The sequence below is a fragment of the Halorubrum distributum JCM 10118 genome, assembly GCF_000337335.1.
GTDB lineage: Archaea > Halobacteriota > Halobacteria > Halobacteriales > Haloferacaceae > Halorubrum > Halorubrum distributum.
Genome location: NZ_AOJN01000015.1, coordinates 1 through 26,934, shown reverse-complemented (window position 1 = coordinate 26,934; position 26,934 = coordinate 1). Strand labels below are relative to the sequence as shown.

The window sequence follows — 26,934 nt, the reverse complement described above, 5'->3', positions numbered from 1 at the left end:
CCAACAGTGACTGAAGCCAACACACAACCGGAGGTGAACATCGGTCTCGTCGGTCACGTCGACCACGGGAAGACCACGCTGGTACAGGCGTTGTCCGGCTCGTGGACCGACCAGCACAGCGAGGAAATGAAGCGCGGCATCTCGATCCGGCTGGGGTACGCGGACGCGACGTTCCGACGCTGCCCCGGCGTCGACGCGCCCGAGTGTTACACCGTCGATGAGGAGTGCGAGGACGGCTCCGAGAGCGAGCCGATCCGGACGGTGTCGTTCGTCGACGCCCCGGGCCACGAGACGCTGATGGCGACGATGCTCTCGGGCGCCTCGATCATGGACGGCGCGGTCCTCGTCGTGAGCGCGACGGAGGACGTCCCGCAGGCCCAGACGGAGGAGCACCTGATGGCGCTCGATCTCATCGGGATCGAGAACATCGTCATCGCGCAGAACAAGGTCGACCTGGTCGACCGCGACCGCGCCGTCGACAACTACGAGCAGATTCAGGAGTTCGTCGAGGGCACCGTCGCGGAGGACGCGCCGATCGTCCCCGTCTCGGCCCAGCAGGAGGTCAACCTCGACCTGCTCATCGACGCCATCGAGACGGAGATCCCGACGCCGGACCGCGACCCGGGCGAGAGCGCCCGGATGTACGCGGCCCGCTCGTTCGACATCAACCGACCGGGCGCGAGCGCCGAGGACCTCAAGGGCGGCGTCGTCGGCGGCTCGCTCGTCAGCGGCGAGCTGTCGGTCGGCGACGGGCTGGAGATCCGCCCGGGCCGCGAGGTCGACGAGGAGGGCCAGACCGAGTGGCGCCCCCTGGAGACGACCGTCCGGTCGCTTCAGGCGGGCAACCGCGACGTCGAGACCGCCCACCCCGGCGGCCTGCTCGGCGTCGGCACCGGCCTCGACCCCAGCCTGACGAAGGGCGACGCGCTCGCCGGGCAGGTCGCGGGCGAGCCGGGGACGCTCCCGCCGACCCGCGAGGAGTTCGAGATGAAAGTCGACCTCCTCGACCGCGTCGTCGGGAAGGAGGACGACGAGAGCGGCGAGAGCGACATCGAGGAGATCAGCACCGGCGAGCCGCTGATGCTCACGGTCGGCACGGCGACGACCGTCGGCGCCGTGACGAGCGCGCGCGACGGCGAGTGCGAGGTGAGCCTCAAGCGGCCCGTCTGCGCCGAGTCGGGCGCCCAGATAGCGATCAACCGGCGCGTCGGCGCGCGCTGGCGGCTCATCGGCGTCGGGACGCTCACGTAACGTGGCCGACGACGCCAGCGCGGACGGTCCGGAGCCAACCGCCGCGGGCGACGCCCGCACCGAGGGGCTCGCGGAGAAGGGCCCCGGCGGCGTCCCGGTCGTCGCGCTCGACGCGAGCGCGCTGATGGCGCCGGTCGAAGCCGACCTGCGCCTGTTCGAGGAGCTGGACCGGCTCCTCGGCGGCTACGACGCCGTGGTGCCGGAGGCGGTGCTCGCGGAGCTCGACGGCCTCCAAGGCGGCAACGGCGCGGAGGCGACCGCCGCGAGCGTCGGGGCGGACCTCGCGGAGCGGGCGGAGGCGGTGGCAACTGACGAATCGTACGCCGACGACGCGCTCGTCGCCCTGGCCGCGGCCGACCGGGTCGACGCCGTCGTCACGGTCGACGGACCCCTCGCGGACCGGGTGCTGGAGGCGGGCGCACCAGTAATCGGTTTAAGGGGTCGGAACACACTGGCGATAACGGAACCCTAGCGGCCGCGGACAACCAACAACATGTACAAACGAGTTCGACTCAAGGACACGGTCGAGGTCCCGCCGAAGCACCTGGCGGACGTCACCGACGAGCGGGTGAAGGCCCTGCTCCAGGACAAGCTGGAAGGACGGATGGACGAGGACGTCGGCAGCGTCGTGAGCGTCATCGAGGTTCACGACATCGGCGAGGGGGCGGTGTTACACAACCGGCCCGGCGTCTACTACGAGGCGGAGTTCGACGCGCTCACCTACGACCCCGACATGCAGGAGGTCGCCGACGGCACCGTCGTCGAGACGGTCGAGTTCGGCGCCTTCGTCGGGATCGGCCCGGTGGACGGGCTGCTCCACGTCTCGCAGATCACCGACGAGTACCTCACGTTCGACGGCGCGAACCAGCAGCTCGCCTCGTCGGACTCCGACAAGACGCTCGGCGTCGACGACGCGGTGCGCGTCCGCGTCGTCACCAAGAGCATCGACGAGCGCAACCCCCGCGACTCGAAGATCGGGCTCACGGCGAAGCAGCCGGGGCTCGGCAAACACGAGTGGCTGGAGGGCCAGCGGAAACACCGCGAGCAGACCGGTGAGGAGGCCGACTGATGGCCGAGGACCGCCTGGCGTGCCGGGAGTGCCACCACGTCAACGACCCGGACGCCCAGACCTGCGCGCTCTGCGGGTCGTCGTCGCTGACGGAGGACTGGGCGGGCTACGTCATCATCACGGACCCGGCGGACAGCCAGATCGCCGAGGAGATGAACGTCTCCGAGGCGGGCGCGTACGCGCTCAAGGTCCGGTAACCGGCCGCACCGAGGCTGGAAACCGATGACCGACGCATCCGACGACCCGTCCGACCCGCTTCTCACGCTCCCCGAGTCGCTGCGCGACGCGTTCAAGGAGCCGCTGGGACCGGTGACGACCGATGCCGCCGCGCTCTTAGAGGCCGTCGACGACACCCGCGAGCGACACGGCTCCCCGGACGAGGGTCCCCCGCGGCTGATCGCGGTCGGCGACGTGGTCACGTATCACCTCCGGGAGGCCGGCCGCGTCCCGGACGTCGCGCTGGTGGACGGGAAGACGGAGCGGGAGGCCGTCCGCGAGGAGATCGCGACCGCGCTCGCGGCCGCCGAGGAGCGACGGGTGTCGGTCGAAAACCCGGCGGCGGCGCTGTCGGCGGCGCTGCTGGACGCGCTCGCCGAGGCGCTCGCGGCCGACGAACCGGTGACGGTCGAGGTGACCGGCGAGGAGGACCTGGCGGCGCTGCCGGCGATGCTGGCGGCGCCGCTCGGGTCGACCGTCGTCTACGGGCAGCCCGGCGAGGGGATGGTCCGCGTGGCGATCACGCCCGAGACCCGAGGGAAGGCCCGGGAGCTGTTCGAGGGGTTGACCGGCGACACCGCGGCCGCGTACGAAATTTTGGGCGTCGACTCGGAGAAGCTCGACGGGGCGGGCTCGCGATAGGCGAACAGAGCGATCGGCGTCACTCGCCGTCGACGACGACGACAGTCGCCGCGAAGACGACGAGGCCGGCCGCCAGGGCGACGGCGCTCGTCAGCCGCGGCGTGACCGGGAGCGCCGAGACCGAGGCGTACGGTTCGACGCCGTTTCGGCGAAGCGCGTCGAGCGCGTCGACCCCCCAGTGACCGCTCGCCAGCAGCGCGAGGCCGACGAGGACGCCGAGGCCGCCGGTTATGAACCCGATCCCCGTGAGCGCGTCCTCGACCGCGAGGAACGACCAGACCGCGTCGTCCGTCGGTTCGGGGCCCCGCGCGAGGCGCCGCTGGAGCGCGACGAGCCCGAGCCCGGCGAGGCCGGCCGCGACGGTGCCGGCGAGCGCGACGGCCGCGACGCCGAGGGGGGTCGCGGCCGGCGGACCCGCGAACGTCGCTTCCCGGACGGCCGCGGGCAGGGTGGCGACGAGGGGAGCGGCGAGCGAGCCGAGGAGCGCCAGCGCGCCGCAGATCCGGGCCTTTCGAAGCGGCGGCATCGGGACGATGATGTTGGCCGACCTGGTGAGTTCGTACTCGGAGCGTTCGGTCGGGTCGAATCGGTCGTCGTCGGGCATCCGCGCGGTAACGATACACACGCTCCGGAGAAGTGAAACTCTGACGCCGAACGGGGCACTCGGTCGACGGTCGGCGAGCGGTTCGGCGGCGTCACCCCCGCTTCGAAATCCTTTTACAGCTTTCGAGGGGATATACGCCCAACTGAACCATGGACGTCGATATCATCTCCGAGGAGGAGAACCCGATGTTGCACCGCACGGACATCCGTTTCGAGACGACGCACGAGGAGGCCACCCCCTCGCGGCTGTCGGTCCGCGACTCGCTGGCGGCAAAGCTCGACAAGGACTCCGAGGAGGTCGTCGTCCACGAGCTCGACACGAAGTTCGGCATGCGCAAGACGATCGGCTACGCGAAGGTGTACGACTCCGCGGCCGACGCGCTGGAGGTCGAGCAGGACCACATGCTCGAACGCAACAAGATCGGCGGCGACGAGGCGGACGCCGAGGAAGCGTAACCCCGCCGGATGCGAGTCCTCGGCATCGAGGGTACCGCGTGGTGCGCGAGCGCCGCGCTGTACGACGCCGAGACCGACTCCGTTCTCATCGAATCCGACGCCTACGAACCGGACAGCGGCGGCATTCACCCGCGCGAGGCCGCCGAGCACATGTCGGAGGCGATCCCCGAGGTCGTCGACCACATGTTGGCCGTGGCCGAGGACGAACACGGGCCTGACGCGATTGACGCCGTCGCCTTCTCCCGCGGCCCCGGACTCGGGCCGTGCCTCCGGATCGTCGGGACCGCGGCGCGGTCGCTCGCCGGGACGCTCGACGTTCCGCTCGTCGGCGTCAACCACATGGTTGCCCACCTCGAGATCGGTCGCCACCGGTCCGGTTTCGACAACCCCGTCTGCCTGAACGCCTCGGGCGCGAACGCGCACCTGCTCGGCTACCACGACGGGCGCTACCGCGTCCTCGGCGAGACGATGGACGCCGGCGTCGGCAACGCGATCGACAAGTTCACGCGCCACGTCGGCTGGAGCCACCCCGGCGGCCCGAAGGTGGAGGCGGCGGCCGCGGAGTTCGCCGGGACCGATCCCGGTGCGGACGGGGGGGACTCGACCGCCAACCTCCTCGATCTCCCGTACGTCGTCAAGGGGATGGACTTCTCGTTTTCCGGAATCAGCTCGGCCGCCAACGACGCCGCGGACGACGGCGTCCCGGTCGGGGAGATCTGCTTTTCGCTCCAGGAGCACGCCTTCGCGATGCTCACCGAGGTGTCCGAGCGCGCGCTGTCGCTGACGGGCGCCGACGAGCTCGTGTTGGGGGGCGGGGTGGCGCAGAACGACCGCCTGCGCGAGATGCTGGCCGCGATGTGCGAGGCCCGCGGCGCCGACTTCCACGCGCCGGAGCCGCGCTTCCTCCGCGACAACGCGGGGATGATCGCCGTGTTGGGCGCGAAGATGGCGGCCGCCGGGGACACCGTCGCGATTTCGGAGTCCGCGGTCGACCCGAACTTCCGACCGGACCAGGTGCCGGTGACGTGGCGCGACGGGGAGTCGGTCGCGCGCGGAGGCGGGGGCGGCGCGGCCGGCGGTGCGGCGCGCGACCCGGACGCGGACCGCCGCGGCGCGGAGGCGACAGTGACGGTCGCCGGGAGCGGTGAGGACCGCCGGGTGATCAAGCGGCGGGTGCCGAAGTCGTACCGCCACCCCGACCTCGACCGGACGCTCAGGCGCGACCGGACCGTCGCGGAGGCGCGGCTGACGAGCGAGGCGCGGCGCGCGGGCGTGCCGACGCCGCTCGTGGACGACGTCGACCTCGCGAGCGCGACGCTGACGCTCCAGTACGTCGGCGACCGCGACCTCGCGGCCGCCCTCGACGAGCGGTGGACGGAGGCCGTCGGCCGCCACCTCGCGCGGCTCCACGGCGCGGGGATCGTCCACGGCGACCCGACGACGCGGAACGTGCGCGTGTCCCCCGACGGCGTCGGGAGGCGACGGGGGAACGGCGAGTCCGACGCGCCGCCGGAGGCGTACCTCATCGACTTCGGGCTCGGCTACCACACCGGCCACGTCGAGGACCACGCGATGGACCTCCACGTGTTCGAGGGGTCGATCCGAGCGACCGCGACGGACCCGGACCCGCTGATCGCGGCGTTCGAGGCCGGATACGGGGCCGCCGGCGACGACGAGGTCCTCGAACGGCTCCGCGACGTGGCGGACCGCGGCCGGTATCGCTGAGGGCCTCCGGCGCCGCCGACCGCGGCGTCGGCGCGGCTGCGCTCCCCGCCGCGGTCGGCGTCCGATGGCGCCACGATTTATAGTGCCAGCGGATAGAGTATTGTGTATGGGAGATAAACCGTCGTCGGGAGAGATTCTCGGAATCCCGTACAACTTCGAGCGCCCGAGCCTCGGGCGGCTGCTGTCGTCGTACTGGCAGCCCGGCAAGGGGATGCTCGTCGAGAAGCCGTTCGGCATCGGCTACACGCTGAACCTCGCCAACTGGCGGTCGTGGCTCGTCCTCGCCGTCGCCGGCGGGCTCTACTACCAGCAGCAGCAGTCCGGCGGACGCGACGCGTCCGGCGGGCACGACGAGGAGACCGACGACGGCGGGGACGGCCCCGTCGAAGTGATCGTCGACGACGACTGACGGCGGCCGCGACACCCCGACCCGGGAGACCGTGCGGGGTGGTACCGCGATCGCCGGTTTTCGCCGTTGATTCCGCGTCGGATTCTTTTAAATATCAGCAGCGCGTAGAACGGGTAGTGAAAGTCCAGTTCGAGTGCTCGTGTTCGGAGGAGATCTCCGAGTTCACCCGCGGCGAGACCAGCCGCGGCGTCCACGTCGAATGCGGGAACTGCGGCGCGGTGTACGCCGTGACCATCACCGAACTGGAGTAGCGGGCGGCGCCGCGGACTCGAACCGGAGCCGGACCGTCGTGCCGTCGTCCGTCGCCTCGAAGCGGACGGTTCCCCCCTGCGTCTCGCACATCCACTTGACGAGCCACAGCCCGATGCTGCTCGCGTGCGAGAGCGGCGTCTCCTCTTCCGCCTGTAACACCGCGCGCTCGTCCGGCGGGATCCCCGGCCCGTTGTCGGTGACCTCCAGACAGGTGGTCGTTCCGTTCTCGCGGATCGTGGCCGCCACGCGCCGCGTCGCGCCGTCGTTGTGGGTGACCGCGTTCTCGAACACCTCGCGGATCGGGAACTCGACGGAGTCGTCCGCGCGGATCCACGCCTCGGACGGGGTTTCGACCGTGACCGCGGTGCCGTCGTCGTCGAGGACCCCGATCGCCTCGTGAACGGCGTCGACGAGGTTAACGCGGCCGTCCGGCCGCTCGGGCGACGCGTCCTCGATGACCCGGAGCTTCTCGCTGATCGCGATGACGTCGTCGGTCGTCTGCCGGATCGTCTCCAGGCACTCCTGGCCCCGCTCGTCGTCGACGCGGTCGGCCAGCAGGTCGGTGTACCCCTGAATCACGTTGAGGTCGTTGCGGACGTTGTGTCGGAACACCCGGCTCAGAACCTGTAGCTGCTGGTTGGAGGTTTCGAGGTCCCGTCTGGCGGTCTCCGCCCGCTGCCGGTGGTGCGTGACCGCGCCGTAGAGGAGTCCGCCAGACCCGGCGACGAGCAGCCAGTCCCCGACGAGGCGCGTCGGCGTCCACCCCGCCGCGGTCCCGCTCGCCGACGCGACCGCGAGGTCGACCGCGACCGCGAACAGCGCGCCGAGACAGAGGTACGTCGCCGTGAGAGCGGCCGCGGACCGCCCGTATATCGGTTCCGTGTTAAACTTCATTTATATTTAACTTTAACTCGCCGAATTTTCTCCGCGAGCAACACCTCTACGGCCGCCGGCTTAAATTTTGACCGTCGCGCCCGACCGCAGAAAGACGGTCACCACGACGCGCAGTCGGCGCAGACGAAGTCCGCCTCGTCGCGCCAGCGGCGCTCGACCCGCTCGCCGCAGCGGTCGCATGCTGCGCCGTCCGCGTGCCACGTCGAGGTGGCGACCGCGGGGTCGACGGCGGCGGTGTCGGTGGGCCCGTCAGCGGCGTCAGCGTCCGTCCCGTCGGAGTCGGCCGCGTCGCCCTCCGCGCCGTCGGAACCGGTCTCCGCGGACGTACCATCGACGTCGTTCGCCTCGGCGAAGTCGTCGAGCGAGCGGTCCTCGGGCATCTACGCCTCCCGTCGGAGCCGGTCGACGACGTAGTCGCGCTCAAGTTCGCCCAGGAACTCACCGAGCCGCGGCCCCTGCGTGTCGTCGAAGAAGAGGCGATAGCCCGCGGCGAAGAACTCGCTCACCTCGACGCCGTGGTCGCGGGCGGTCTCGTACATCGCCCCCTGGATCGCTTCGCCGTCGTGACCGGCCGCGACGAAGTCCGCGAGGTCGTCGAGCGCGGCCGCGACGTCCTCGTCGAACTCGACCGCGGGGAGGTCGGTCTGGAGGCGGTAGTCGTACTCGTTTTCGGTCCGCTCGGCCCAGTTCCGGGCCTGCTCCACGCGGGCGAGCGCGGCGTCGACCGCGTCGCCGTCGGCCTCGGCGGGGATGTGCCCCTCGTCGCGGGCGAGGCGCTCGCGGAAGTCCGGATCGTCGACCATCCCAAGGACCGCCGCGAACGTGTACGGGAGCCGGATGGGCTTCTCCGTCGGCGGGTCGTCGGGCCGCCCGACGACGAACGGGTAGGCGCGCTCGGCGAAGGCGGTGAGGTCCGGGTCGTCGACCTCGCCGAAGTAGGCGCGCTCGAACCGGTCGAAGCGGTCGACCAGCTGGTCGAGCCGCTCGACGTCGAGATCGCGGGCCTTCTTCGGGTGGAGCGCGAAGAAGTAGCGCAGCACCTCGGGTTCGATCAGCTCCAGCAGCTCCTGGACCGTGACGACGTTGCCCTCGGAGGAAGAGAACGCGTCGCCGTTGAGCGTGAACCACTCGTACACCATCGGCACTGGCGGCTCTTCACCGAAGACGTTCCGCGCGACGTCGACGCCGGAGGGCCACGACCCCTCCGCGTGGTCCTTGCCGAACGGCTCGAAGTCGACGCCGAGGACGCCCCACTGAGCGGGCCACTCCAGCCGCCACGGGAGCTTCCCCTCGCGGAACGTCGCGGTGCCCTCGTGGCCGCACCCCTCGATGGTGTTGCCGCCGGCGTCCATGTCGGTACAGACGTACTCGACGGTCTCGTCGTCGAGGTCGATTCCCGTCACCGTCTCCGTCACCTTCCCGCACTCCGCACAGATCGGGTTGAACGGGACGTACTCGCCGTCGACCTTGTCCTGGTACGGCGAGAGCACCTCGCGCACGCGGTCGACGTCGGCGAGGACCGTCCGGACCGCGTCGTCGAAGGCGCCGTCCGCGTACAGCTCGGTGTTCGAGAGCATCTCGACGGGGACGTTCAGGCGGTCGGCGTCGGCCTTGAGCAGGCCCGCGAAGTGGGCCGCGTAGGACTCGGCCTCGCCGAACGGGTCCGGGATCGACGTGTACGGCTTCCCGAGGTTGCGGCCGAGCGCGCCCGCGTCGACCTCGCCGAGCCCGACGATCTCGCCGTCCGCGTTCGCCAGCTTGCGCGGGACCTTCCGCAGCGGGTCCTTGTCGTCGGAGGTGAACACCTGCCGGACCTCGCGGCCGCGGTCGCGGAGCACCTCGGCGACGAAGTAGCCGCGCATAATCTCGTTGAAGTTACCGAGGTGCGCGACGCCCGAGGGGGAGACGCCGCCCTTGATCACGATCGGCTCGTCGGGGTCTCGGGCTTCGATCTCGTCGGCGACGACGTCGGCCCAGAACGCGTGGAAGGTCCCGGCGGACCCCTCGGCCGGGCCCTCGCCGTCGTCGACCGCTCCCGCGCTCTCGTCGGACGCCCCCTCGTCGAGCGCGGTCTGCTCGGAGAGGATGTGCGGGGAGTCGTCCGCGCTCATCGCTCCCCCGTCCAGCGGCTCGGTTCCGCGCCGTCGACGGGGACCACGTCGGTCCCCGTGTGGTCGCCGCGCAGCACGGCGTCGACGACGGCGGTCGGGTCGGTACCGTCGAGGACGATCGACCGGATCCCGGCCCGGTCGATCAGCTTCGCGGCGAGCAGGTCGACGGGCGCGGACGCCCCCGCGTCGCGGCTCATCGGGAGGACGACCTCCACGAGCTCCGCGGGCGACATCGACGCGAACTGGGTCGCGTCGGGGTCGGCGTTGGGGTCGGCGTCGTACACGCCGTCGGCGCTCGTGGCGTACACGAGCAGGTCGGCGTCGACCGACTCGGCGAAGGCGGCGGCGACCGCGTCGGTGGTCTGTCCCGGCGTCACCCCGCCCATCACCGCGGCCTCGTCGCGGCGGAGCGCGGCGGCCGCCTCCTCGTAGTCGGTCGCGGGCGCGAGGTTCGCGCGGTCGCCGAGCGCGGCGATCAGCAGCCGGGCGTTGAGCCGGGTCGTCCCGATGCCGAGCCGGTCGAGCTCGACCTCGTTGGCCCCGATCTCGCGGGCCGTCTCGATGTACTCGCGGGCGACGCCGCCGCCGCCGACGACGACCCCGACCTCGCAGCCGTCGGCGGCCAGCCGTTCGATCGCCTCGGCGTACGCGGCCACGCGCTCGGGGTCGAGGTCCGGCGCGAGCACGCTCCCGCCGACAGAAACGACGACTCTCATTGCCGACGAGTACCCCTGTCCCGGTCTTAAGGATTGCCAAGCCCGGACGCTGCGGAACCGGTGCGGGGACGCGAATCCGGACCGACGGGACGACCGGGAAACGCCTAAGCCCGTCGCGACCCGCTCTCGGGTATGCGACCGCTATCGATCGTCGGGGACGGCGCGCCGAGGCTGGCACGGCGACTCGCGGCGCGGCTCGACGGACGGGTCGCCGTCGTTGAGCGCGGCGACGACGCGGCGGGGAGCGACCGGAGCGAACCGGGGGCGCGCGGACCGGACCCGAGCGATCCGGCCGCCGACGGCGGGGTCGTCGACGGCGAGGATACCGACCCCGAACGGCGCCCCGACGCCGACACCGAGATCGCGTTCGACGCGGACGGGAACTGGCGCGGTCGGGGAAGCGTCGAGGGGTTCGACGACCTGCTCGACGGGCTCGCCCCCGACCACGACTACCTGCTGGCGGTCGGCGAGTCGCGCCTGCGCGTGCCAGCGATCCTCTTGGGCCCGGACCCGGACCCCGAGAGCGTACCGGGAACGGTCCTCGCGACCGCGGGCGGCCCCGAGGAGGTCGCCCTCGACGCGCTCGTCGCCGACCTCGACGACGCGGTGCCGTGGATCACCCGCGAGACGCTCGTGCGGCGCGTCGAAGCGTCGGCGGACGCGGAGCGGTCGGGCGCGATCGCCACGTTCACCGGCCGCGTGCGCGCCCGCGACGCCCCGGACGACGACCGGACGACGCACCTCGCGTTCGAGAAGTACGAGGGGGTCGCGGCGGAGCGGATGGACGCCATCGCCGAGGAACTGGCCGACCGTGACGGCGTCTTCGACGTGCGGATGCACCACCGCACGGGCGTGATCGAGGCGGGCGAAGACATCGTGTTCGTCGTCGTCCTCGCCGGGCACCGCCGGGAGGCGTTCCGGACGGTCGAGGACGGGATCGACCGGCTGAAAGACGAGGTGCCGATATTCAAGAAGGAGGCGACGGAGTCGGAGACGTTCTGGGTCCACCGGCGGGACTGAACGGCGGTCGGAGGCGGTGTCGGTGGACTCTCGCGGCGCCGGACGGCCGACGAGAACGACCGCGCGGGGGACGCGAGAGGGGCGCGCGGTCGCTCCGAGAGGGCATCAAGCGGCGCATTTTGCTGGTAGTTGTCGGGCGAACGCGGGGGAGACGAGTGACTCGCTTACCGAGTGGTCAGCAGCAGAAAAGCCCTCAGATCCGATTATAAAATGTCTACGCCGTTTTGGAACCGTTATAAAGAGTCCGTCAGACACGTTTTAGCCCGTCGAGTTCGGTGAAACGCCCTGAAACCCCCTGAACGTCGCCCAACGGTGTTACCTTTATAACACCCTCCGGCGGCAAGCGTGAGGTGTACCATGAGCGCGACAGCGAACCCCTCCACGAACGCGAGCGCGAACGACGACCGCAGCAAGGAAGAGCGGCTGAAGCAGTACCTGCTCGACCGCGCCCAAGACGGGGAGATGTACTTCAAAGGGAAGTTCATCTCCGAGGACGTCGACCTCTCGCCGAAGGAGATCGGCGCCCTGATGGTGAAGCTCCGCGACTCCGCGACGGAGCTCACCGTCGAGAAGTGGTCGTACACGGGCGCGACGACCTGGCGCGTCGAGCCCGCCTGACGCTCCGGCTCCGCCGACCGACGCCCGCAGCACCGCTCCCGACGCGCAGCACCGCACTGACGCCCGCGGTTCGGTCCCCGACTCGCGCTTTCTGACCGCGCACGCGTCCGCCTCGCGAACCGAGCGGACGACCGGTCCCCCCGTTTCCGGTTCGCTCACCCGCCGACGCGGGGTTTATACTCGCCGACCAGTTACGACGAGGCGATGCCAGAACACGAGGACGCGGCGGCGGCCGGCGACGGCGCGCCGCGTCCGGAGCCCCTCCGGACGTTCTTCCGGATCGACGAGGTCCGCCGCGAGGACGGCCGCGTGCGATACCGCGGCGAGTCGTACGTCCCGGAGCGGACGCTGCTGCGGAAGCTGACCCCGCACTTCCGAGAGGCGGGCTACGAGGTCGACGTGGAGGTCGTCGACGACGGCCACGTCGTCGTGGCGACGCCGTTCGACCGCGGCCGCGACGGGATCCCCTGGGTGAACCTCGCCATGTTCGCGGCCACCGTGCTGTCGACGCTGTTCGTCGGCGCGTACGGCTGGTACTACGTGCCGCTCGCGGAGATCCAGTCGAACCCCCTCTCGCTGCTTCAGGCGTGGCCGTTCACCGCCGCCGTCCTCGGCGTCCTGATGACCCACGAGCTCGGCCACTACGCCGCCGGGCGCTACCACGGCGTCCCCGTCTCGCTCCCGTACGTCATCCCATTCATCTTCCCGTTCGGCACGCTCGGCGCGGTGATCCGCATCCGCGGGCGGATGCCCTCGCGGAAGGTCCTCTTCGACATCGGCGCCGCCGGCCCGATCGCGGGGTTGGTCGCGACCGTCGTCGTGACCGCCATCGGCCTCTCGCTCGACCCGATTCAGGTGCCGGCAGAGCTCGCGAGCTCGTCGAGCTCGGTGATCCGGTTCAACAACCCGCCGCTGTTGGACCTCATCGCCGGCGCGCTCGGCCAGCCGACGAGCTACGGCGACCCGCGGCTCACCGCCCATCCGGTCGTGATCGGCGGCTGGGTCGGGATGTTCTTCACCCTCCTAAACCTCCTCCCGGTCGGCCAGCTCGACGGCGGCCACATGGTCCGGGCGATGCTCGGGCCGCGACAGGAGACGGTGGCGGCGCTCGTCCCCGGCGCGCTGTTCGGGATCGCCGCGTACCTCCACTTCTGGCGGGGGCTCGGGCTGAACGAGTCCGTCGGGCTGTGGGCGTTCTGGGGCGTGTTCGCGACGGTGATCGCGTTCAACGGCCCGGCCGACCCGACCGACGAGGAAGGGGTGGGACTCCCGCGGCTCGCGGTCGGCCTCGCCACGTTCGCCGTCGGCGCGCTCTGTTTCCTCCTCGTGCCGATCCAAGTCGTCGGCGCGTGACGCCGCGAGTCAGTCGTCGCGCCGGTTCTTCATTCCCTGCCTGGTGAACTGGGGCGTGGTCCGGAGCCCGCGCTTCTTCCGGAACGACCGGTACAAGGCGATCGCGAGCGGCGCGGCCAACGCGAGGACGACGAGCGCGAGCCGCCAGTTCTCCGCGAACGAGTAGAGGATCGTCGCCGAGAGGACGCCGACGGCGAGCAGCACCGAGTAGGCGATCCGCATCGCCAGCTTCTCTAAGACCTTGGTGTCGTCCTCCAACACGACGTTGACGGTGAGGTCGTCGCGGTTGGCGCGGTCGAGGAACTCGTCGGCCTTCGGCGGGACGGTAAAGAGCGCCTCGGTGGTCTTTTGCACCTGCCGGCCGGCGTCCTCGGCGAGGTCCCGAGCGGTCTGCTCGTAGTACCCCTCCTCGCGGAGGTAGTCGGTCGCCGTCGAGATGAAGTCGAACTCGGGGTCCAAGGTGACGCAGACCCCCTCGACGACGGTGGCGACGCGGAGGACCAAGGCGAGGTTCGGCGGGAGCCGCAGCGGGAACTCGTAGATGGTCGACTCCACCTGCTCGATGATCTGGTTCACCTGGTACTGCTCGATGTCCTCGCCGCTGGCGTCGGCGATGGCCAGCTCCATCACGTTGCCCATCACCTCGCGGTCGGCCTCCGGCGAGAGCGTCCCCATCGAGATCAGCGTGTCGAGGATGGCGTCGATGTCCTGCCGCGCGACCGCGACGTAGAACTCGACGATCTTCTCCTGGACGAACGGGTCGACCCGGCCCGCCATCCCGAAGTCGTAGAAGATCACGGCGCCGTCGTCCGCGACCGCGAGGTTCCCCGGGTGGGGGTCGGCGTGGAACACGCCGTCCTCGATGATCATCTGGAGGTACACCTCCTGGAGCGTCTCCGCGATCTGCGTTCTGTCGTGGCCCGCCTCGTCGAGCGCGTCGATGTCGCTGATCTTCGTGCCCGGGACGTACTCCATCGTGAGCACGCGCGGTCCGGAGACCGCCTCGTACGTCTCCGGGATCCGGATCCGGTCCTCGTCGGCGAAGTTGCCGCGGATCTCTTCGAGCATCGTCCGCTCGCGCTCGTAGTCCATCTCCTCGCGGATCGTCTTCGCGAACTCGTCGGCGAGGTTCTCGAGGGAGAACGCCCGCCCGGCGCCGGTGAACCGCTTGACGAGGGGGATCGACCAGCGGATCGTCCGGAGGTCGGCCTCGACGAGCGACTCGATCCCCGGGCGGCGCACCTTCACCGCGACCGGGGTCCCCTCGTACTCCGCGGTGTACACCTGCCCGAGGCTCGCGCCGCTTATCGGGTCGCGGTCGAAGTCGTCGAACGTCTCGTCGACCGGGCCGAACTCGTCTTCGAGGACGACCTTCGACTCCTCCCAGGGCGCGGGCGGCACGTCGTCTTGGAGGCCCTCCAGCACCTCGATGTACGCCGGCGGGAGGATGTCCGGCCGCGTCGAGAGGATCTGCCCGAGCTTGATGAACGTCGGGCCGAGCGTGAGCAGGATGTCGAGCAGCACCGCTGCGCGCTCGCGCTGCGTCTCGGCGTCGACCTCGCGGCTCCCCCCGAACAGGAAGTAGCGCCGGCTGTCACGCCAGTACGCGACGATGAGCGGCGAGAACTGCCGCAGGACGACGACGAACCGCCAGTAGGCGCGAAGGTTGACCAGCGTGACCACCCGTCAGGCGTCGCCCTCGTCGTCCGCGTCGTCGACGGGGATGGTCCGGGAGACCTCGCGCTCCCGCTTCGGCAGCGAGATCTCGAGGACGCCGCGGTCTATCTCGGCGTCCGCGCCCGCGCCGTCGGCGTCGCTCGGGAGGGGGAGCTCCGCGTCGAGGAACAGCGGACGGTCCTCGCGGACGTACTCGAACCCTTCGGGGACCGCCTTCTCACGGCGCCCCTCGATGTCGATGCGCCCGTCTTCGACGAGCACCTCGGTGGTCTCGGCGGTCGCGCCCGGGAGGTCGACGACGAGGACGTACCCCTCGTCCGACTCGAGTAAGTCCGCAAACACCGCGTCCGGGAGGTCCCGGAGCGCGTCGCGTAGCGCTGACATAGAGGGAGATAGGGTCGCCGCAGCGAAAAAGCTGTGGAAAAACGGGGTTCGACCGCGGGATCCGAGGCGGGCGTCGAGTCGGCTTGCCGGTCGCGGTCGCGGGCGGGCGTCGAGTCGGCGCGGTCGCCGGCCTCGGCTCAGTCGTCGCCGATGTCGAGGTCGAACTTCCCGAGGTCCTCGCCCTGCGACTCGCCCGGGAGGATGTCGCCCAGCCCCGCGCCGAACGCGGCCGCGGCCCAGACGACCGCGATCCGACCGGCCCGTTCGACCGCGGTGGGGTCGCCCTCGTGGAGCCGGCCCCAGAACAGCAGCATCGTCGCCGACGTGGTCAGCGAGACGAGGAGGACGCCGGCGTACCGGCGGGGGATGACGCCGAAGATCGGGTGTCTGATCGCGATCTGCCGGAAGTCGGCGAAGTAGAGGAGCCCGGCCGTCGCGAGGAAGATGAACCCGACGTGGCCGATCAGGAGGACCGGGACGCCGGAGACGGTCGTCGCCGCGAACCAGGCCGCGATCTCGAATACGCCCCCCTCGACGAGCAGCGGGAGCGCGAACAGCACCGCCCCGACGAACGACTCTGCCAGGTCCCGGGAGGTGTACTTGGTGATCCGCTCGGCGAGCGCACCGGTCCCGGGCATCCGCTCGACGAGCGAGATCGTCTGTCTGACCTTCTCGCGCTCGTGTCCCTCGTCGACGGTGTCGCTCAGGGCGTCGAGCTTCGCGAGCAGGTCGTCGATGTCGGGGTCGCCGGGCGCGTTCGCCGCGGCGGCCCGCTCCGCCGCGCCGTCCGCGCGACCCGTGTCCGCGTCCGGTTCGTCGCTGTCGACCATGTTCCCCCGCGACGCGCGAGCGACCTAAAAGGGTACCTGCGCGAGCGCGGCGGTCGGGACAGCCGCCGGGGTGTCCTACAGGTCGCCGAGGAACGCCGAGATTGCCTCGTTGAACGCGGCCGGCCGTTCGAGCATCGCGAGGTGGGCGGCGTCCGGGATTTCGGACCACTCCCCGTCCGGGATCTCCTCGGCGAGGTACTCGTGGTACGCCGGCGGGGTGAGCCCGTCGTGCGCGCCGACGAGCGCGAGCGCCGGGGCGTCGACCGCGCCGAGGCGGTCCCGGACGTCGAAGCGGTGGCACGTCAGGAAGTCCCGTTCGGTGACCGCTCGCCCGCACGCGCGCATCGCCGCCTCGGAGAGCTCGACGTACTCGACGGGCGCGTCGTGGAACAGCCGGTTCGGCTCGTGGAGCAGCGAGACCGCCCGGTCGAAGTCGTCGGCGAGCGCGTCGCGGAGGGGCTCGGCCACCGCGAGCTTCGCACCCGTGCCCGCGAGGACGAGTCCGTCGAGCGCGAGGTCGCGCTCGAAGGCGATCCACAGCGCGACCGCGCCGCCGAGCGAGTTCCCGCAGAGGACGGTCGCGTCCGTCGCCTCCGCGACCGCGACGACGTCGTCGGCGTACGCGTCGAGCGTCTCGCGTCCCGCGGGGGTCCCGACGTCGTCGCTGTCGCCGTGCCCCGAGAGGTCGACGGCGACGCTGGGGAACCGGTCGGCGATGCGCGCCTGCGACTTCCAGACGTCCTTCGTGCCGCCGCTGCCGTGGACGAAACAGACCGTCGGTCCGTCGCCGCCGCGGTCGAAGCGGCGGTACGCCGTCGCCCGGCCGTCGTGGGTGACCCGTTCCATGGCCGGCGGTTCGGCGCCGAGCGGTATAAACGCCGGAGGAGATCGGACCGCGATCGACGCCGCGCGATCCGAACCGAGAGACGCGACGCGGCGCGACCGCCGGACGGCGACCGATCGGGGACGAACGACCCGAACCGCTACACTACCGATAGAATAGAGAAACACTCACGTCATGCGATTTTGTGCGTTAAGTTTATATATCTACGCGACTAACTCGTAGTTAGGATGAATCACATACAGACCCGATCGACCGGCGACGGCGCGCTGCTGCGTCGGTACGAGTACGACGACGGCTGGACCGTCGCCGCCGATCTCGGCGTCGACGACGAGACCGTCACCGTCGACACCGTCGGCGAGACGGCGATCGTCGTCGTGGAGGGACCGGACGGGCCGGTCGAATCGGAGTTCGAGCTGCCCGGAACGGCCGCCGACGCGGCCGTGAACAACGGCGTGCTCACCGTGGAGGGCGAGCGATGAAGCTCACCGTCAAGCCGCTGAAACAGAAGGACGCCGGTCGCCGCCTCGCGGCGATCGACCGCGTCGCCGCCGACGAGCTCGGGCTCTCCGGCGGGGACATCGTCCGCGTCGAGAGCGCCGACGGGGCGGCGATCGCCCGCGTCTGGCCCGGCTACCCCGAGGACGACGGGACCGGCGTGATCCGCATCGACGGCCGCCTCCGCCAGGAGGCCGACGTCGGGATCGACGACCGCGTGACCGTCGAGGACGTCGACGTCTCCCGCGCGGACGCGGTGACGATCGCCTTCCCGAGCCAGCTACGGGTGCGGGGCCAGATCGCCCCGTTCATCCGCGACAAGCTCTCCGGTCAGCCGGTGACCGAGGGACAGACGATCCGGACCTCCCTCGGCTTCGGGCTGATGGGCGGTCAGTCCCAGGCGGTCCCGATGAAGATCGCCGAGACGAGCCCGGGCGGCACGGTCGTCATCACCGACGAGACGGAGATCAGCATCTCCGAGATCTCCGCCGAGGAGCTCGCCGACCGCGGCGAGGCCGCGGGCGGCACCGGCGAGGGGCCGGACGTCACCTACGAGGACATCGGCGGGCTCGACGACGAGCTCGAGCAGGTCCGCGAGATGATCGAGCTGCCGATGCGACACCCGGAGCTGTTCAAGCGCCTCGGCATCGACCCGCCGAAGGGCGTCCTGCTCCACGGCCCGCCGGGCACGGGGAAGACGCTGATCGCGAAGGCGGTCGCCAACGAGATCGACGCGAACTTCCACACGATCTCCGGCCCGGAGATCATGTCGAAGTACTACGGAGAGAGCGAAGAGCAGCTCCGCGAGGTGTTCGAGGAGGCGTCCGAGGAGTCGCCGTCGATCATCTTCATGGACGAGCTGGACTCCATCGCGCCCAAGCGCGAGGAGGCCGGCGGCGACGTCGAACGCCGCGTCGTGGCCCAGCTCCTCTCGCTGATGGACGGGCTCGAGGAGCGCGGCGAGGTCGTCGTCATCGGGGCGACGAACCGCGTCGACGCCATCGACCAGGCGCTCCGACGGGGCGGCCGCTTCGACCGCGAGATCGAGGTCGGCGTCCCCGACCGCGACGGCCGGAAGGAGATCCTTCAGGTCCACACGCGGAACATGCCGCTGACCGACGACATCGACCTCGACGAGTACGCCGAGAACACCCACGGCTTCGTCGGGGCCGACCTCGAGTCGCTCGCGAAGGAGTCCGCGATGCACGCGCTGCGGCGCATCCGCCCGGAGATCGACCTCGAGAGCGACGAGATCGACGCCGACGTGCTGAACAGCATCCAGGTGACCGAGTCGGACTTCAAAGAGGCGATAAAGGGGATCGAACCCTCCGCGCTCCGTGAGGTGTTCGTCGAGGTCCCCGACGTCACCTGGGACGACGTGGGCGGCCTCGAGGGAACTAAGGAGCGGCTCCGCGAGACGATCCAGTGGCCGCTGGAGTACCCCGAGGTGTTCGAGGAGCTCGACATGCAGGCCGCGAAGGGCGTCCTGATGTACGGCCCGCCGGGCACGGGGAAGACCCTGCTCGCGAAGGCCGTCGCCAACGAGAGCGAGTCGAACTTCATCTCGATCAAGGGGCCGGAGCTGCTGAACAAGTACGTGGGCGAGTCCGAGAAGGGCGTCCGCGAGGTGTTCAGCAAGGCCCGCGAGAACGCGCCGACGATCGTGTTCTTCGACGAGATCGACTCGATCGCGACCGAGCGCGGGAAGAACTCCGGCGACTCCGGCGTCGGCGAGCGCGTCGTCTCCCAGCTGCTGACGGAGCTCGACGGGCTCGAATCGCTGGAGGACGTGGTCGTCATCGCGACGACGAACCGCCCGGACCTCATCGACTCGGCGCTGCTCCGGCCCGGCCGCCTGGACCGGCACGTCCACGTGCCCGTCCCGGACGAGACGGCGCGCCGCCGGATCTTCGAGGTCCACACGCGGAACAAGCCGCTGGCGGACGACGTCGACCTCGACGCCCTCGCCCGGAAGACCGAGGGCTACGTGGGCGCCGACATCGAGGCGGTCGCCCGCGAGGCGTCGATGAACGCCTCCCGGGAGTTCATCGGCAGCGTCACGCGCGAGGAGGTCGGCGAGTCCGTCGGCAACGTCCGCGTGACGATGCAGCACTTCGAGGAGGCGTTAAGCGAGGTCAACCCCAGCGTCACCCCCGAGACGCGCGAGCGCTACGAGGAGATCGAAAAGCAGTTCAGGCGGTCGGAGGTCGACCGCACCGAGGCCGAGCCGGGCGCCGCGTTCCAGTAAGTCGGCCGCCCGTTTCGGTGCTCGCCCGCGGCGGTTTTTATACGACGCCGAGCGTCGACAGCAGGTAGAACGCCGCGACGACGACGATGCCGATCGTGACGAGCCGCCACGCGAGCTTCAGCACGAACTTGCCGACGACGATGATCAGCGCGACGGCGACGAGGGCGACCAGCAGCTGCCCGACCTGACTGCCGAGCAGCGCGGCCTGTGCCGGCGCGACGAGTCCCGCGAGCGCGAGCGATGATCCGGTCATGTCCGGCCTCACGGCGACGCCGGGCATAAGCTTGTGGGACGAGGGACGCTCCGGGTACGAATTCTGATAGGTGTGTGGCAAACCGGCGCCGCATTCGGACGCGCGCTCGTCCGAACGCGCACCACAGGGACGCCAGCACCCGGCGCCGCCGCCGGAGCGACCGCCGAGCGACCCCCCTTCTGTTCCGGTGGGAGACCGCTTCGGTTTCCCGTTTTGTTCGGTTGAGGTTCAGTTTCACTCCGGTCTACCTACGCTTATGTGTCCGGAGTCCCTTTCGTACCGACGTACCGGATTCAGCGTCAGACGCCCCGGACCGACGTTACATACCGAATCGGACATGTAGATGCCGGGCGGGTCCGAACATCCGAACCTACAAGGGCCCGCCTCGCCAGTACACCAACACTACAGATGATCCATATCCCACGCCAAGCCAGCGGGGTGGCCGCCGAATGAGCAGCGACGGCGTCTCCGCCGACGGAGTCGAACTGCCGATCAAACGAACCACGGGCGACACCATGGAGGAGCGCCTCACGGGCAACGCCTACGGGAACATCCTGCCCGCGCGCTACCTCCGGAAGAACGCGGACGGCGAGCCGATCGAAGATCAGGAGGAGCTGTTCGACCGCGTCGCGCGCAACGTCGCGCTCGCGGAGGCGGTCTTCGAGGCCGAAAAGCAGGGCGTCGAGGTCACCGTCACGCCCGACCAGCTGAAGCCCGACCACCCGCGGCGCGACGAGCTCGCCGAGGAGGTCTTCGGCGCGGGCACGACCGCGACGGACGACACGGAGACGACGCTCACCGCCCACAACGTCAACAAGTTCTCGTACGAGACGGTCGTCCCCGAGCTCCCCGAGAGCGTGCGCGACCACGTCGAGGCGACCGCGGACCGGTTCCGTAACGGGATGGAGTCGCTATCCTTCATGCCGAACTCCCCCACCCTGATGAACGCGGGCGACGAGCTCCAGCAGCTCTCCGCCTGCTTCGTCGACTCGCCGGGCGACGACATCACCGACATCCACCAGACCGCCAAGGAGGCGGCCGAAGTGTTCCAGTCCGGCGGCGGCATGGGGTACGCGTTCTGGAAGCTCCGCCCGTACGGCGACGCGGTCGGCTCCACCGGCGGCATCGCCTCCGGCCCGATCACGTTCATGCGGACGTTCGACCAGATGTGCGAGACGATCGCGCAGGGCGGCGCGCGCCGCGGCGCCCAGATGGGCGTCATGCGGATCTCGCACCCGGACGTCATCCAGTTCATCCACGCGAAGAACAAGGACGTCTCCCTGGCCCACTCGCTGCGACTGAACGACCCCGACGACTTCACGCACAACTCCTTCGCGGACGCGCTGGAGGAGGCCCGCGAGCTCATCGACGAGGACGGGAAGGTGCCCGAGCACCTCCGGAACGCGGTCGAGGGACACCTCTCGAACTTCAACATCAGCGTCGGCGTCACGGACGACTTCATGGCGGCGCTGGAGAACGACGAGGAGTTCACCTTCACCAACCCGCGCACGGAGGAGCCCCACATTGCCACTCCGGAGACGAAGGAGCTGTACGACATGTTCGGCCTCGGCGAGCACGTCGAGGTCGGCGAGGAGCTCTCCGTCCCCGCGGCCGAGATCTGGGACCACATGATCGAGGGCGCCCACGAGAACGGCGAGCCGGGCGTCGTCTACCTCGAGCGGATCAACAAGGAGCACTCCTTCGACGTCGAGGAGCACCCCGAACACCGGATCCTCGCGACGAACCCCTGCGGCGAGCAGCCCCTCGAGGAGTACGAGGCCTGTAACCTCGGCCACATCAACCTCTCGACGCTGGCGGATCTGGACGCGCCGGACTGGCGCGTCTGGTCCGACGAGCACGCCGACGAGTACGACTCCGAGGCGGCCGCGGTCGAGGCGTTCCTGGAAGAGGCGATCGACTTCGAGGAGTTCGAAGAGCGGATCGCGTACGGCACCCGCTTCCTCGAGAACGTCGTCACGATGTCCGACTTCCCGGTCCCGGAGATCGAAGAGAAGGTCCGGGACATGCGGAAGATCGGGCTCGGAATCATGGGGCTCGCGCAGCTGTACGTCCAGCTCGGCGTCCGCTACGGCTCCGAGTCGGGCAACGAGATCGCCCGGCAGCTGATGACCCACATCAACCACGAGTCGAAGCTCGCCTCCCACGAGCTCGCCGAGGAGCGCGGCACCTTCAACGACTGGGAGGACTCGAAGTACGCGAACCCGACCGAGCACCGCGACTGGTTCGAGCACTACACCGGGCTCGACGCCGACGAGTGGGAAGACGGCTTCCCGATCCGCAACCACAACACGACGACGATCGCCCCCACGGGTACGACGTCGATGATCGGCAACACGACCGGCGGCTGTGAGCCCATCTACAACGTCGCCTACTACAAGAACGTCTCCGACGACGTCCAGGGCGACGAGATGCTCGTCGAGTTCGACGACTACTTCCTGCGCACGCTGGAGGCCAACGACGTCGACGTCGAGGCCGTCAAGCGGGAGGCGCAGGAACAGATGGCCGAAAACGAGTTCGACGGCGTCGAGGGGCTCGACACCGTGCCGAACGCGATCGGCGAGCTGTTCGTCGTCACCGGCGACCTCTCCGCGAAGGACCACGCGGGCGTCCAGGTCGCCTGCCAGAAGGGCGTCGACTCCGCCATCTCGAAGACCGTGAACGCGCCCAACGACTCCACGCTGGGCGACGCCAAGGAGGTCTTCGAGTACATCTACGAGAACGGCGGGAAGGGCGTCACCTACTACCGCGACGGCACCCGCTCGAAGCAGGTGCTCACGACGCGCGCGCAGAACGCGGAGTTCGCCGACGAGAGCGAAGCGGCCGAGACGATCGTCGAGCAGATCGGCGAGGTCTTCGGCGGGATCGAGGCGTTCCTCGACAACGAGGACGTCCAGGCCGCGATCGACGCAGAGATCTCGGACCTGCTCGAAGCGACGGAGCAGCCGCGGATCGACTACAGCGAGCGGAGCCCGCGCCCCGACTCCCTGAACGGCGTCACCCAGCGCGTCGAGACGGGCTACGGCAAGCTGTACGTCACCATCAACGAGGACGACAAGGGGCTGCCGTTCGAGCTGTTCGCGAACATCGGCCACTCCGGCGGCTACACCAACTCCTTCACGGAGGCGCTCGCGAAGGTCATCTCGACGGCGCTGCGCTCCGGCGTCGACCCCGAGGAGATCGTCGACGAGCTCCAGGGCACTCGGAGCCCGAAGGTCGCGTGGGACAAGGGCGAACAGATCCAGTCGATCCCGGACGCCATCGGCACCGCGCTCCGGCGCTACCTCGACGACGACGTGGACAAGGGGATCCCCCAACAGCAGAGCCTCGACGACGTCGAGGGGAGCGTCGCGGACGAGTCGCCGAGTCCCCCGAGCCAGACCGACGGGGGCGCGGTCGACGCCGGCGCGGCGACCGAGGCTCCGAGCGGTTCCGAGCCGACGGCGGCCGACGACGCGGCCGGCGCCGACGACTCGACCCAGGAGCTCATCGCGGCGGGCGAGTCGCCCGAGTGCCCCGAGTGCGGCGGCATGAACCTCTACTACTCCGAGGGCTGCAAGACGTGCGAGTCGTGCGGCTGGTCGGAGTGTTAAACGGGACGAACCGGCGGTAACGAGCGCTTGACGACGCGGTTTTTTTGCGGTTCGGACGAACGCGATCGATACCGGGAGTAGGTGTAGTACGTCGTGAGTGAGGCAGTTTATAAAGAGAATTGAGGTGTTGCTGTCGACTATTTATAAATGACTGACGCTGCTGCGGCGAGTGCCTCCAAAGCCCCAGCCGTCGAGGGAGGGGTACGCTCGCTGCGCTCCTCACTCGGTCGCTTCGCTCCCTCATTCCGGTGCTTACGTCGCCTACCCCGCCCTCGACGGCTGCCCCTTTGAGTTCTCCCCGCACCGCACAGCATCCGTACCTCACACCTCCCCAGCCTCGTCAGCCGGCCTCCGCCTCGCTCCGGCCGGCTGACTCCCTCGCGCGTGCTCCTCGCGGCCGCCGATGGCGGCCGCTCGCAGGCACGCGCCGACCGCACTCTCCGTTATAAACGATCGTCGGCGCAGCTGGCGACTACTTCAATACCGAATCGCTGCTACCGATCTGTGATACTCACTTTCGCAATCGATCGCTCGTCGGGTTCACGCGCTCGCCGAGGGACGAACCACTCCCACTCGAAAAACGTGCGACGAAGCGAAACCGGACGGAGCGAGAAGGCCGAAAGAGTCCGAAAGAAATCGAAACGTCGGGCCGCGCCGTCGCCTCAGAAGGTCTCCAAGTAGCGGTCCTCCTCCCACTGCGACACCTGGGTGAGGTACTCGCTGAACTCCTGGGACTTCGCCTCGGCGAACTTCTCGGAGGTGTGGGGGCCGAGCGCCTCCTGAAGCACCTCGTCTTCCTCCAGCTCCTCGACGGCGGCGCCGAGGTTCGGCGGGAGCGTCTCGATGCCGTACTCCTCGCGCTTCTCGTCGTCGAACTCGTAGATGTCCTCGCGGACCGGGTCGCCGGGGTCGGCGCCGGTCTTGATCCCGTCGAGGCCGGCGGCGATGAGCGACGCCAGTCCGAGGTAGGGGTTACAGGACGGGTCGGGGCTGCGGACCTCGAAGCGCGCGGACACGCCCGCGGCGTCCGGGACGCGGACGAGCGCCGAGCGGTTCGTGTCGGACCACGCGACGTAGATGGGCGCCTCGTAGCCGGGCACCAGGCGCTTGTAGGAGTTCACGGTCGGGTTGGTGACGGCCGTGAACGCCTTCGCGTGCTCCAAGATGCCGCCCATGAACTGGTAGGCCGTCTCGCTCAGGTTGAACTCGTCGTCGTCGTCGGCGAAGGCGTTGCCGTCCTCGTCGAACAGCGAGATGTGGCTGTGCATCCCCGAGCCGTTGATGTCGGCGATCGGCTTGGGCATGAACGTCGCGTGGAGGTCGTGCTGCTCGGCGACCGCGCGGACGACGGCGCGGAACGTCGCGATGTTGTCCGCGGTCGTGAGCGCGTCGTCGTACTTGAAGTTGATCTCGTGTTGGCCCTCGGCGACCTCGTGGTGCGAGGCCTCGATCTCGAAGCCCATCGCCTCGAGGGTGAAGATGATCTCCTTGCGCACGTCGGACGCGAGGTCCTTCGGCGCCAGATCGAAGTAGCCGCCGTTGTCGTGCGGGATCGTCGTCGCGTTGCCGTCGTCGTCCTTCTCGAACAGGAAGAACTCCGGCTCCGGCCCGATGGAGACGGAGTAGCCCATCTCCTCGGCCTCCGCGAGGACGCTCTTGAGGACCTGACGCGGGCCGCCGGCGAACGGTTCGCCGTCGGTGTCGACGATGTCACAGATGAGCCGCGCGGCGCCGCTGTCGCCGTCACCGTCGCTGCGCCACGGGAGCACCGCGAACGTGTCGGGGTCGGGGACGAGCCGCATGTCCGACTCCTGGATGCGCACGAACCCCTCGATGGAGGAGCCGTCGAAGTAGATCCCCTCGGTGAACGCCTTCTCCGCCTGATGAGCGGGGACGGAGACGTTCTTCACGACGCCGAGGATGTCGGTGAACTGGAGCCGCAGGAAATCGATGTTCTGTTCCTCGATCTCGTCGAGTACCGCCTGTTCCTCGGCCGTGAGGCCGCCGTCCGGTTTCGCGTGTTCGTCCGTCATGTTCTGGACGCTTCGTTAGTTATGTGCCAGTATAAAGGCCTTATCGCTTGGCGCATGAACCGCCGGACAGGCAAAACTGCTGGACGTTCGTAAAATTCTAAACCCCCGAAAGCGTGTATCGGTGTGATGACGTACGAAAACCTCGACGCGAAGCTCATCAACTCCCTTCTCAGCAACGGACGCGCGAGCCTCCGGAGCCTCGGGGACGAACTGGACGTCTCGGTGACGACCGTTTCGAACCACCTCCGCGACCTCGAAGAGGAGGGCGTGATCCGGGGGTACACCCCCGTCGTCGACTACGACAAGCTCGGGTACGACGTGACGGCCGTGCTCCAGCTTAAGGTCGAGGGGAGCGCGCTGCCGGACGTCACCGAGAAGCTGCGCCAGGAGAAACAGATGGTGAGCGTCTACGAGGTCACCGGCGACTACGACGTGATCGCCATCGGGAAGTTCACCGACACGGACGGGATGAACGACCAGATCAAGTCGATCCTCACGGACGCGGACATCCGCGAGTCGAACACGAGCGTCGTCCTCAACGCGGTCACGGAGAACGAGCAGTTCGACCTCGACGTCGAAGAGTAACTCGACCGGTCGCCCGGCTCGAACGCCCAGCCCCGCTCGGAGACCGGTTCCGCCCTTCTACTGCCGTTCCGCCGCCGCCTCCAGGACCTCCACCGCCGGGAGCGGCTCGCCCGTCAGCGCGCGGATGTACGCCCCGCCCGCGATGGAGACGTGCGAGAACTCCTCCTCGCTGAGGCCGTACATCTCGATGGCCCGGGAGGTGTCGCCGCCGCCGACGACCGAGAAGCAGTCCGTCTCCGCGATGGCTTCGAGGACGCCGACGGTGCCGTCGGCGAACCGCTCGTCCTCGAAGACGCCGAGCGCGCCCTTCACGAACACCGCGTCGGACTCGCGGATCGCCGGCTCGTAGTCGTCGACCGTCGCGGCGCCCACGTCGAGGTACCCGGTCTCCTTCTCCTCGATGTCGTCGACCGCGACCTCGGCGCGCTCGCCGTCGGCGCCCTCGTACGCGAGGTCGCTCGCGAGGCGGATCTCGTCGCCGCGCTCGTCGAGGACCGACTCGATCAGCTCGCGGTTCGCCTCCCACTGCTCGTCGAACAGATCCATCTCACCCACGTCGTGGCCGACCGGGTGACCCGCGGCGCGTAAGAACAGTTCGCCCGCGACGCCGCCGAGGAGCTGTCTCTTATACACATCTCT

General features: G+C 69.6%; 28 protein-coding genes. 16 read left to right on the top strand and 12 right to left on the bottom strand.

The genetic code is table 11. The features are described from left to right. Window positions 1–6: 6 nt before the first annotated feature. The 5 genes from C466_RS01445 to C466_RS01425 are packed head-to-tail and all read left to right on the top strand — an operon-like array spanning window position 7 to window position 3,178. The gene (locus C466_RS01445) at window positions 7–1,251 is read left to right on the top strand and encodes a translation initiation factor IF-2 subunit gamma (protein ID WP_004597307.1); all 1,245 of its coding nucleotides are present in this window, start codon (window positions 7–9) and stop codon (window positions 1,249–1,251) included. Window position 1,252: 1 nt separating this feature from the next. Further along, the gene (locus C466_RS01440) at window positions 1,253–1,723 is read left to right on the top strand and encodes a DUF188 domain-containing protein (protein ID WP_004597308.1); all 471 of its coding nucleotides are present in this window, start codon (window positions 1,253–1,255) and stop codon (window positions 1,721–1,723) included. 21 nt (window positions 1,724–1,744) lie between these two features. Next, window positions 1,745–2,320, top strand: a complete 576-nt coding sequence (locus C466_RS01435) for a DNA-directed RNA polymerase (protein ID WP_004597309.1) — start codon at window positions 1,745–1,747, stop codon at window positions 2,318–2,320. After that, window positions 2,320–2,517: a transcription elongation factor subunit Spt4 gene (gene spt4 / locus C466_RS01430; RefSeq protein ID WP_004597310.1), complete on the top strand. Its 198-nt coding sequence runs from the start codon at window positions 2,320–2,322 to the stop codon at window positions 2,515–2,517. Before C466_RS01435 ends, spt4 begins: the two co-directional genes overlap by 1 nt. Window positions 2,518–2,542: 25 nt before the next feature. Continuing rightward, window positions 2,543–3,178 (top strand): GTP-dependent dephospho-CoA kinase family protein, encoded by a 636-nt coding sequence (locus C466_RS01425; protein ID WP_004597311.1) that lies wholly within the window; start codon window positions 2,543–2,545, stop codon window positions 3,176–3,178. A 19-nt stretch (window positions 3,179–3,197) separates the two neighbouring features. Here C466_RS01425 and C466_RS01420 read toward each other — a convergent pair whose 3' ends face one another. Further along, window positions 3,198–3,782 carry a hypothetical protein gene (locus C466_RS01420; RefSeq protein ID WP_004597312.1) on the bottom strand — a complete coding sequence of 195 codons (585 nt, stop codon included), beginning with the start codon at window positions 3,780–3,782 and terminating at the stop codon, window positions 3,198–3,200. A 149-nt stretch (window positions 3,783–3,931) separates the two neighbouring features. On the opposite strand from C466_RS01420, the gene C466_RS01415 reads away from it, so the two are divergent. From C466_RS01415 to C466_RS17430, 4 genes are all read left to right on the top strand, one after another. Continuing rightward, window positions 3,932–4,237, top strand: coding sequence for a 30S ribosomal protein S24e (locus C466_RS01415; RefSeq protein ID WP_004597313.1), 306 nt, complete (start codon window positions 3,932–3,934; stop codon window positions 4,235–4,237). Window positions 4,238–4,246: 9 nt separating this feature from the next. After that, window positions 4,247–5,962, top strand: a complete 1,716-nt coding sequence (locus C466_RS01410) for a bifunctional N(6)-L-threonylcarbamoyladenine synthase/serine/threonine protein kinase (protein ID WP_004597314.1) — start codon at window positions 4,247–4,249, stop codon at window positions 5,960–5,962. 106 nt (window positions 5,963–6,068) lie between these two features. After that, on the top strand, window positions 6,069–6,371 hold the full coding sequence (locus C466_RS01405; RefSeq protein ID WP_004597315.1) for a DUF5808 domain-containing protein: 303 nt from the start codon (window positions 6,069–6,071) through the stop codon (window positions 6,369–6,371). 116 nt (window positions 6,372–6,487) lie between these two features. Next, window positions 6,488–6,622: a hypothetical protein gene (locus C466_RS17430; protein WP_004597316.1), complete on the top strand. Its 135-nt coding sequence runs from the start codon at window positions 6,488–6,490 to the stop codon at window positions 6,620–6,622. Here C466_RS17430 and C466_RS01400 read toward each other — a convergent pair. The 4 genes from C466_RS01400 to pyrH all read right to left on the bottom strand — a co-directional run bounded on the left by C466_RS01400 (window position 6,606) and on the right by pyrH (window position 10,344). Beyond that, a complete protein-coding gene (locus C466_RS01400; protein WP_004597317.1) occupies window positions 6,606–7,517 on the bottom strand; it encodes a sensor histidine kinase in 912 nt (303 codons plus the stop codon). The genes C466_RS17430 and C466_RS01400 overlap by 17 nt on opposite strands. A 98-nt stretch (window positions 7,518–7,615) precedes the next feature. Then, on the bottom strand, window positions 7,616–7,897 hold the full coding sequence (locus tag C466_RS01395; RefSeq protein ID WP_004597318.1) for a DUF7573 domain-containing protein: 282 nt from the start codon (window positions 7,895–7,897) through the stop codon (window positions 7,616–7,618). Then, window positions 7,898–9,628, bottom strand: coding sequence for a lysine--tRNA ligase (gene lysS / locus C466_RS01390; protein ID WP_004597319.1), 1,731 nt, complete (start codon window positions 9,626–9,628; stop codon window positions 7,898–7,900). It lies immediately after the preceding gene. After that, on the bottom strand, window positions 9,625–10,344 hold the full coding sequence (pyrH, locus tag C466_RS01385; protein ID WP_004597320.1) for a UMP kinase: 720 nt from the start codon (window positions 10,342–10,344) through the stop codon (window positions 9,625–9,627). The genes lysS and pyrH overlap by 4 nt, the downstream gene beginning before the upstream one ends. Window positions 10,345–10,476: 132 nt before the next feature. Here pyrH and C466_RS01380 point away from each other — a divergent pair, with 132 nt between their 5' ends. The 3 genes from C466_RS01380 to C466_RS01370 all read left to right on the top strand — a co-directional run bounded on the left by C466_RS01380 (window position 10,477) and on the right by C466_RS01370 (window position 13,335). After that, window positions 10,477–11,364 carry a molybdopterin synthase gene (locus tag C466_RS01380; protein WP_004597321.1) on the top strand — a complete coding sequence of 296 codons (888 nt, stop codon included), beginning with the start codon at window positions 10,477–10,479 and terminating at the stop codon, window positions 11,362–11,364. A 357-nt stretch (window positions 11,365–11,721) separates the two neighbouring features. Next, a complete protein-coding gene (locus C466_RS01375) occupies window positions 11,722–11,982 on the top strand; it encodes a DUF7123 family protein (protein ID WP_004597322.1) in 261 nt (86 codons plus the stop codon). Between the two features lie 204 nt (window positions 11,983–12,186). Further along, window positions 12,187–13,335 (top strand): site-2 protease family protein, encoded by a 1,149-nt coding sequence (locus C466_RS01370; RefSeq protein ID WP_004597323.1) that lies wholly within the window; start codon window positions 12,187–12,189, stop codon window positions 13,333–13,335. Between the two features lie 9 nt (window positions 13,336–13,344). Here C466_RS01370 and C466_RS01365 read toward each other — a convergent pair whose 3' ends face one another. From C466_RS01365 to C466_RS01350, 4 genes are all read right to left on the bottom strand, one after another. Continuing rightward, entirely contained in the window at window positions 13,345–15,018 is a 1,674-nt protein-coding gene (locus C466_RS01365) for an ABC1 kinase family protein (RefSeq protein WP_004597324.1), read from the bottom strand. Between the two features lie 3 nt (window positions 15,019–15,021). After that, a complete protein-coding gene (locus C466_RS01360) occupies window positions 15,022–15,396 on the bottom strand; it encodes an Hsp20/alpha crystallin family protein (protein ID WP_004597325.1) in 375 nt (124 codons plus the stop codon). 137 nt (window positions 15,397–15,533) lie between these two features. Beyond that, window positions 15,534–16,226, bottom strand: coding sequence for a hypothetical protein (locus C466_RS01355; RefSeq protein WP_004597326.1), 693 nt, complete (start codon window positions 16,224–16,226; stop codon window positions 15,534–15,536). A gap of 75 nt (window positions 16,227–16,301) precedes the next feature. Beyond that, the gene (locus C466_RS01350; protein WP_004597328.1) at window positions 16,302–17,072 is read right to left on the bottom strand and encodes an alpha/beta fold hydrolase; all 771 of its coding nucleotides are present in this window, start codon (window positions 17,070–17,072) and stop codon (window positions 16,302–16,304) included. 225 nt (window positions 17,073–17,297) lie between these two features. Here C466_RS01350 and C466_RS01345 point away from each other — a divergent pair, with 225 nt between their 5' ends. Together C466_RS01345 and C466_RS01340 are read left to right on the top strand one after the other, a co-directional pair. Continuing rightward, window positions 17,298–17,549, top strand: a complete 252-nt coding sequence (locus C466_RS01345; protein ID WP_004597330.1) for an Hsp20/alpha crystallin family protein — start codon at window positions 17,298–17,300, stop codon at window positions 17,547–17,549. Then, window positions 17,546–19,813, top strand: coding sequence for a CDC48 family AAA ATPase (locus tag C466_RS01340; protein WP_004597333.1), 2,268 nt, complete (start codon window positions 17,546–17,548; stop codon window positions 19,811–19,813). The genes C466_RS01345 and C466_RS01340 overlap by 4 nt, the downstream gene beginning before the upstream one ends. 37 nt (window positions 19,814–19,850) lie before the next feature. Here the strand turns inward: C466_RS01340 and C466_RS01335 are convergent, their stop codons facing one another. Beyond that, window positions 19,851–20,093 carry a hypothetical protein gene (locus C466_RS01335; RefSeq protein WP_004597335.1) on the bottom strand — a complete coding sequence of 81 codons (243 nt, stop codon included), beginning with the start codon at window positions 20,091–20,093 and terminating at the stop codon, window positions 19,851–19,853. Window positions 20,094–20,515: 422 nt separating this feature from the next. Between C466_RS01335 and C466_RS01330 the strand changes: the two genes are divergently transcribed. After that, the gene (locus C466_RS01330) at window positions 20,516–23,677 is read left to right on the top strand and encodes an adenosylcobalamin-dependent ribonucleoside-diphosphate reductase (RefSeq protein ID WP_004597337.1); all 3,162 of its coding nucleotides are present in this window, start codon (window positions 20,516–20,518) and stop codon (window positions 23,675–23,677) included. A gap of 662 nt (window positions 23,678–24,339) precedes the next feature. Here C466_RS01330 and glnA read toward each other — a convergent pair. Beyond that, the gene (glnA, locus tag C466_RS01325; RefSeq protein ID WP_004597349.1) at window positions 24,340–25,710 is read right to left on the bottom strand and encodes a type I glutamate--ammonia ligase; all 1,371 of its coding nucleotides are present in this window, start codon (window positions 25,708–25,710) and stop codon (window positions 24,340–24,342) included. Between the two features lie 126 nt (window positions 25,711–25,836). On the opposite strand from glnA, the gene lrp reads away from it, so the two are divergent. Next, window positions 25,837–26,295, top strand: coding sequence for an HTH-type transcriptional regulator Lrp (gene lrp / locus C466_RS01320; RefSeq protein ID WP_004597351.1), 459 nt, complete (start codon window positions 25,837–25,839; stop codon window positions 26,293–26,295). A 57-nt stretch (window positions 26,296–26,352) separates the two neighbouring features. Here lrp and pgk read toward each other — a convergent pair. Then, window positions 26,353–26,934 (bottom strand): phosphoglycerate kinase (gene pgk / locus C466_RS01315; RefSeq protein WP_152420183.1); only part of this gene is annotated, 582 nt, incomplete at its 5' end.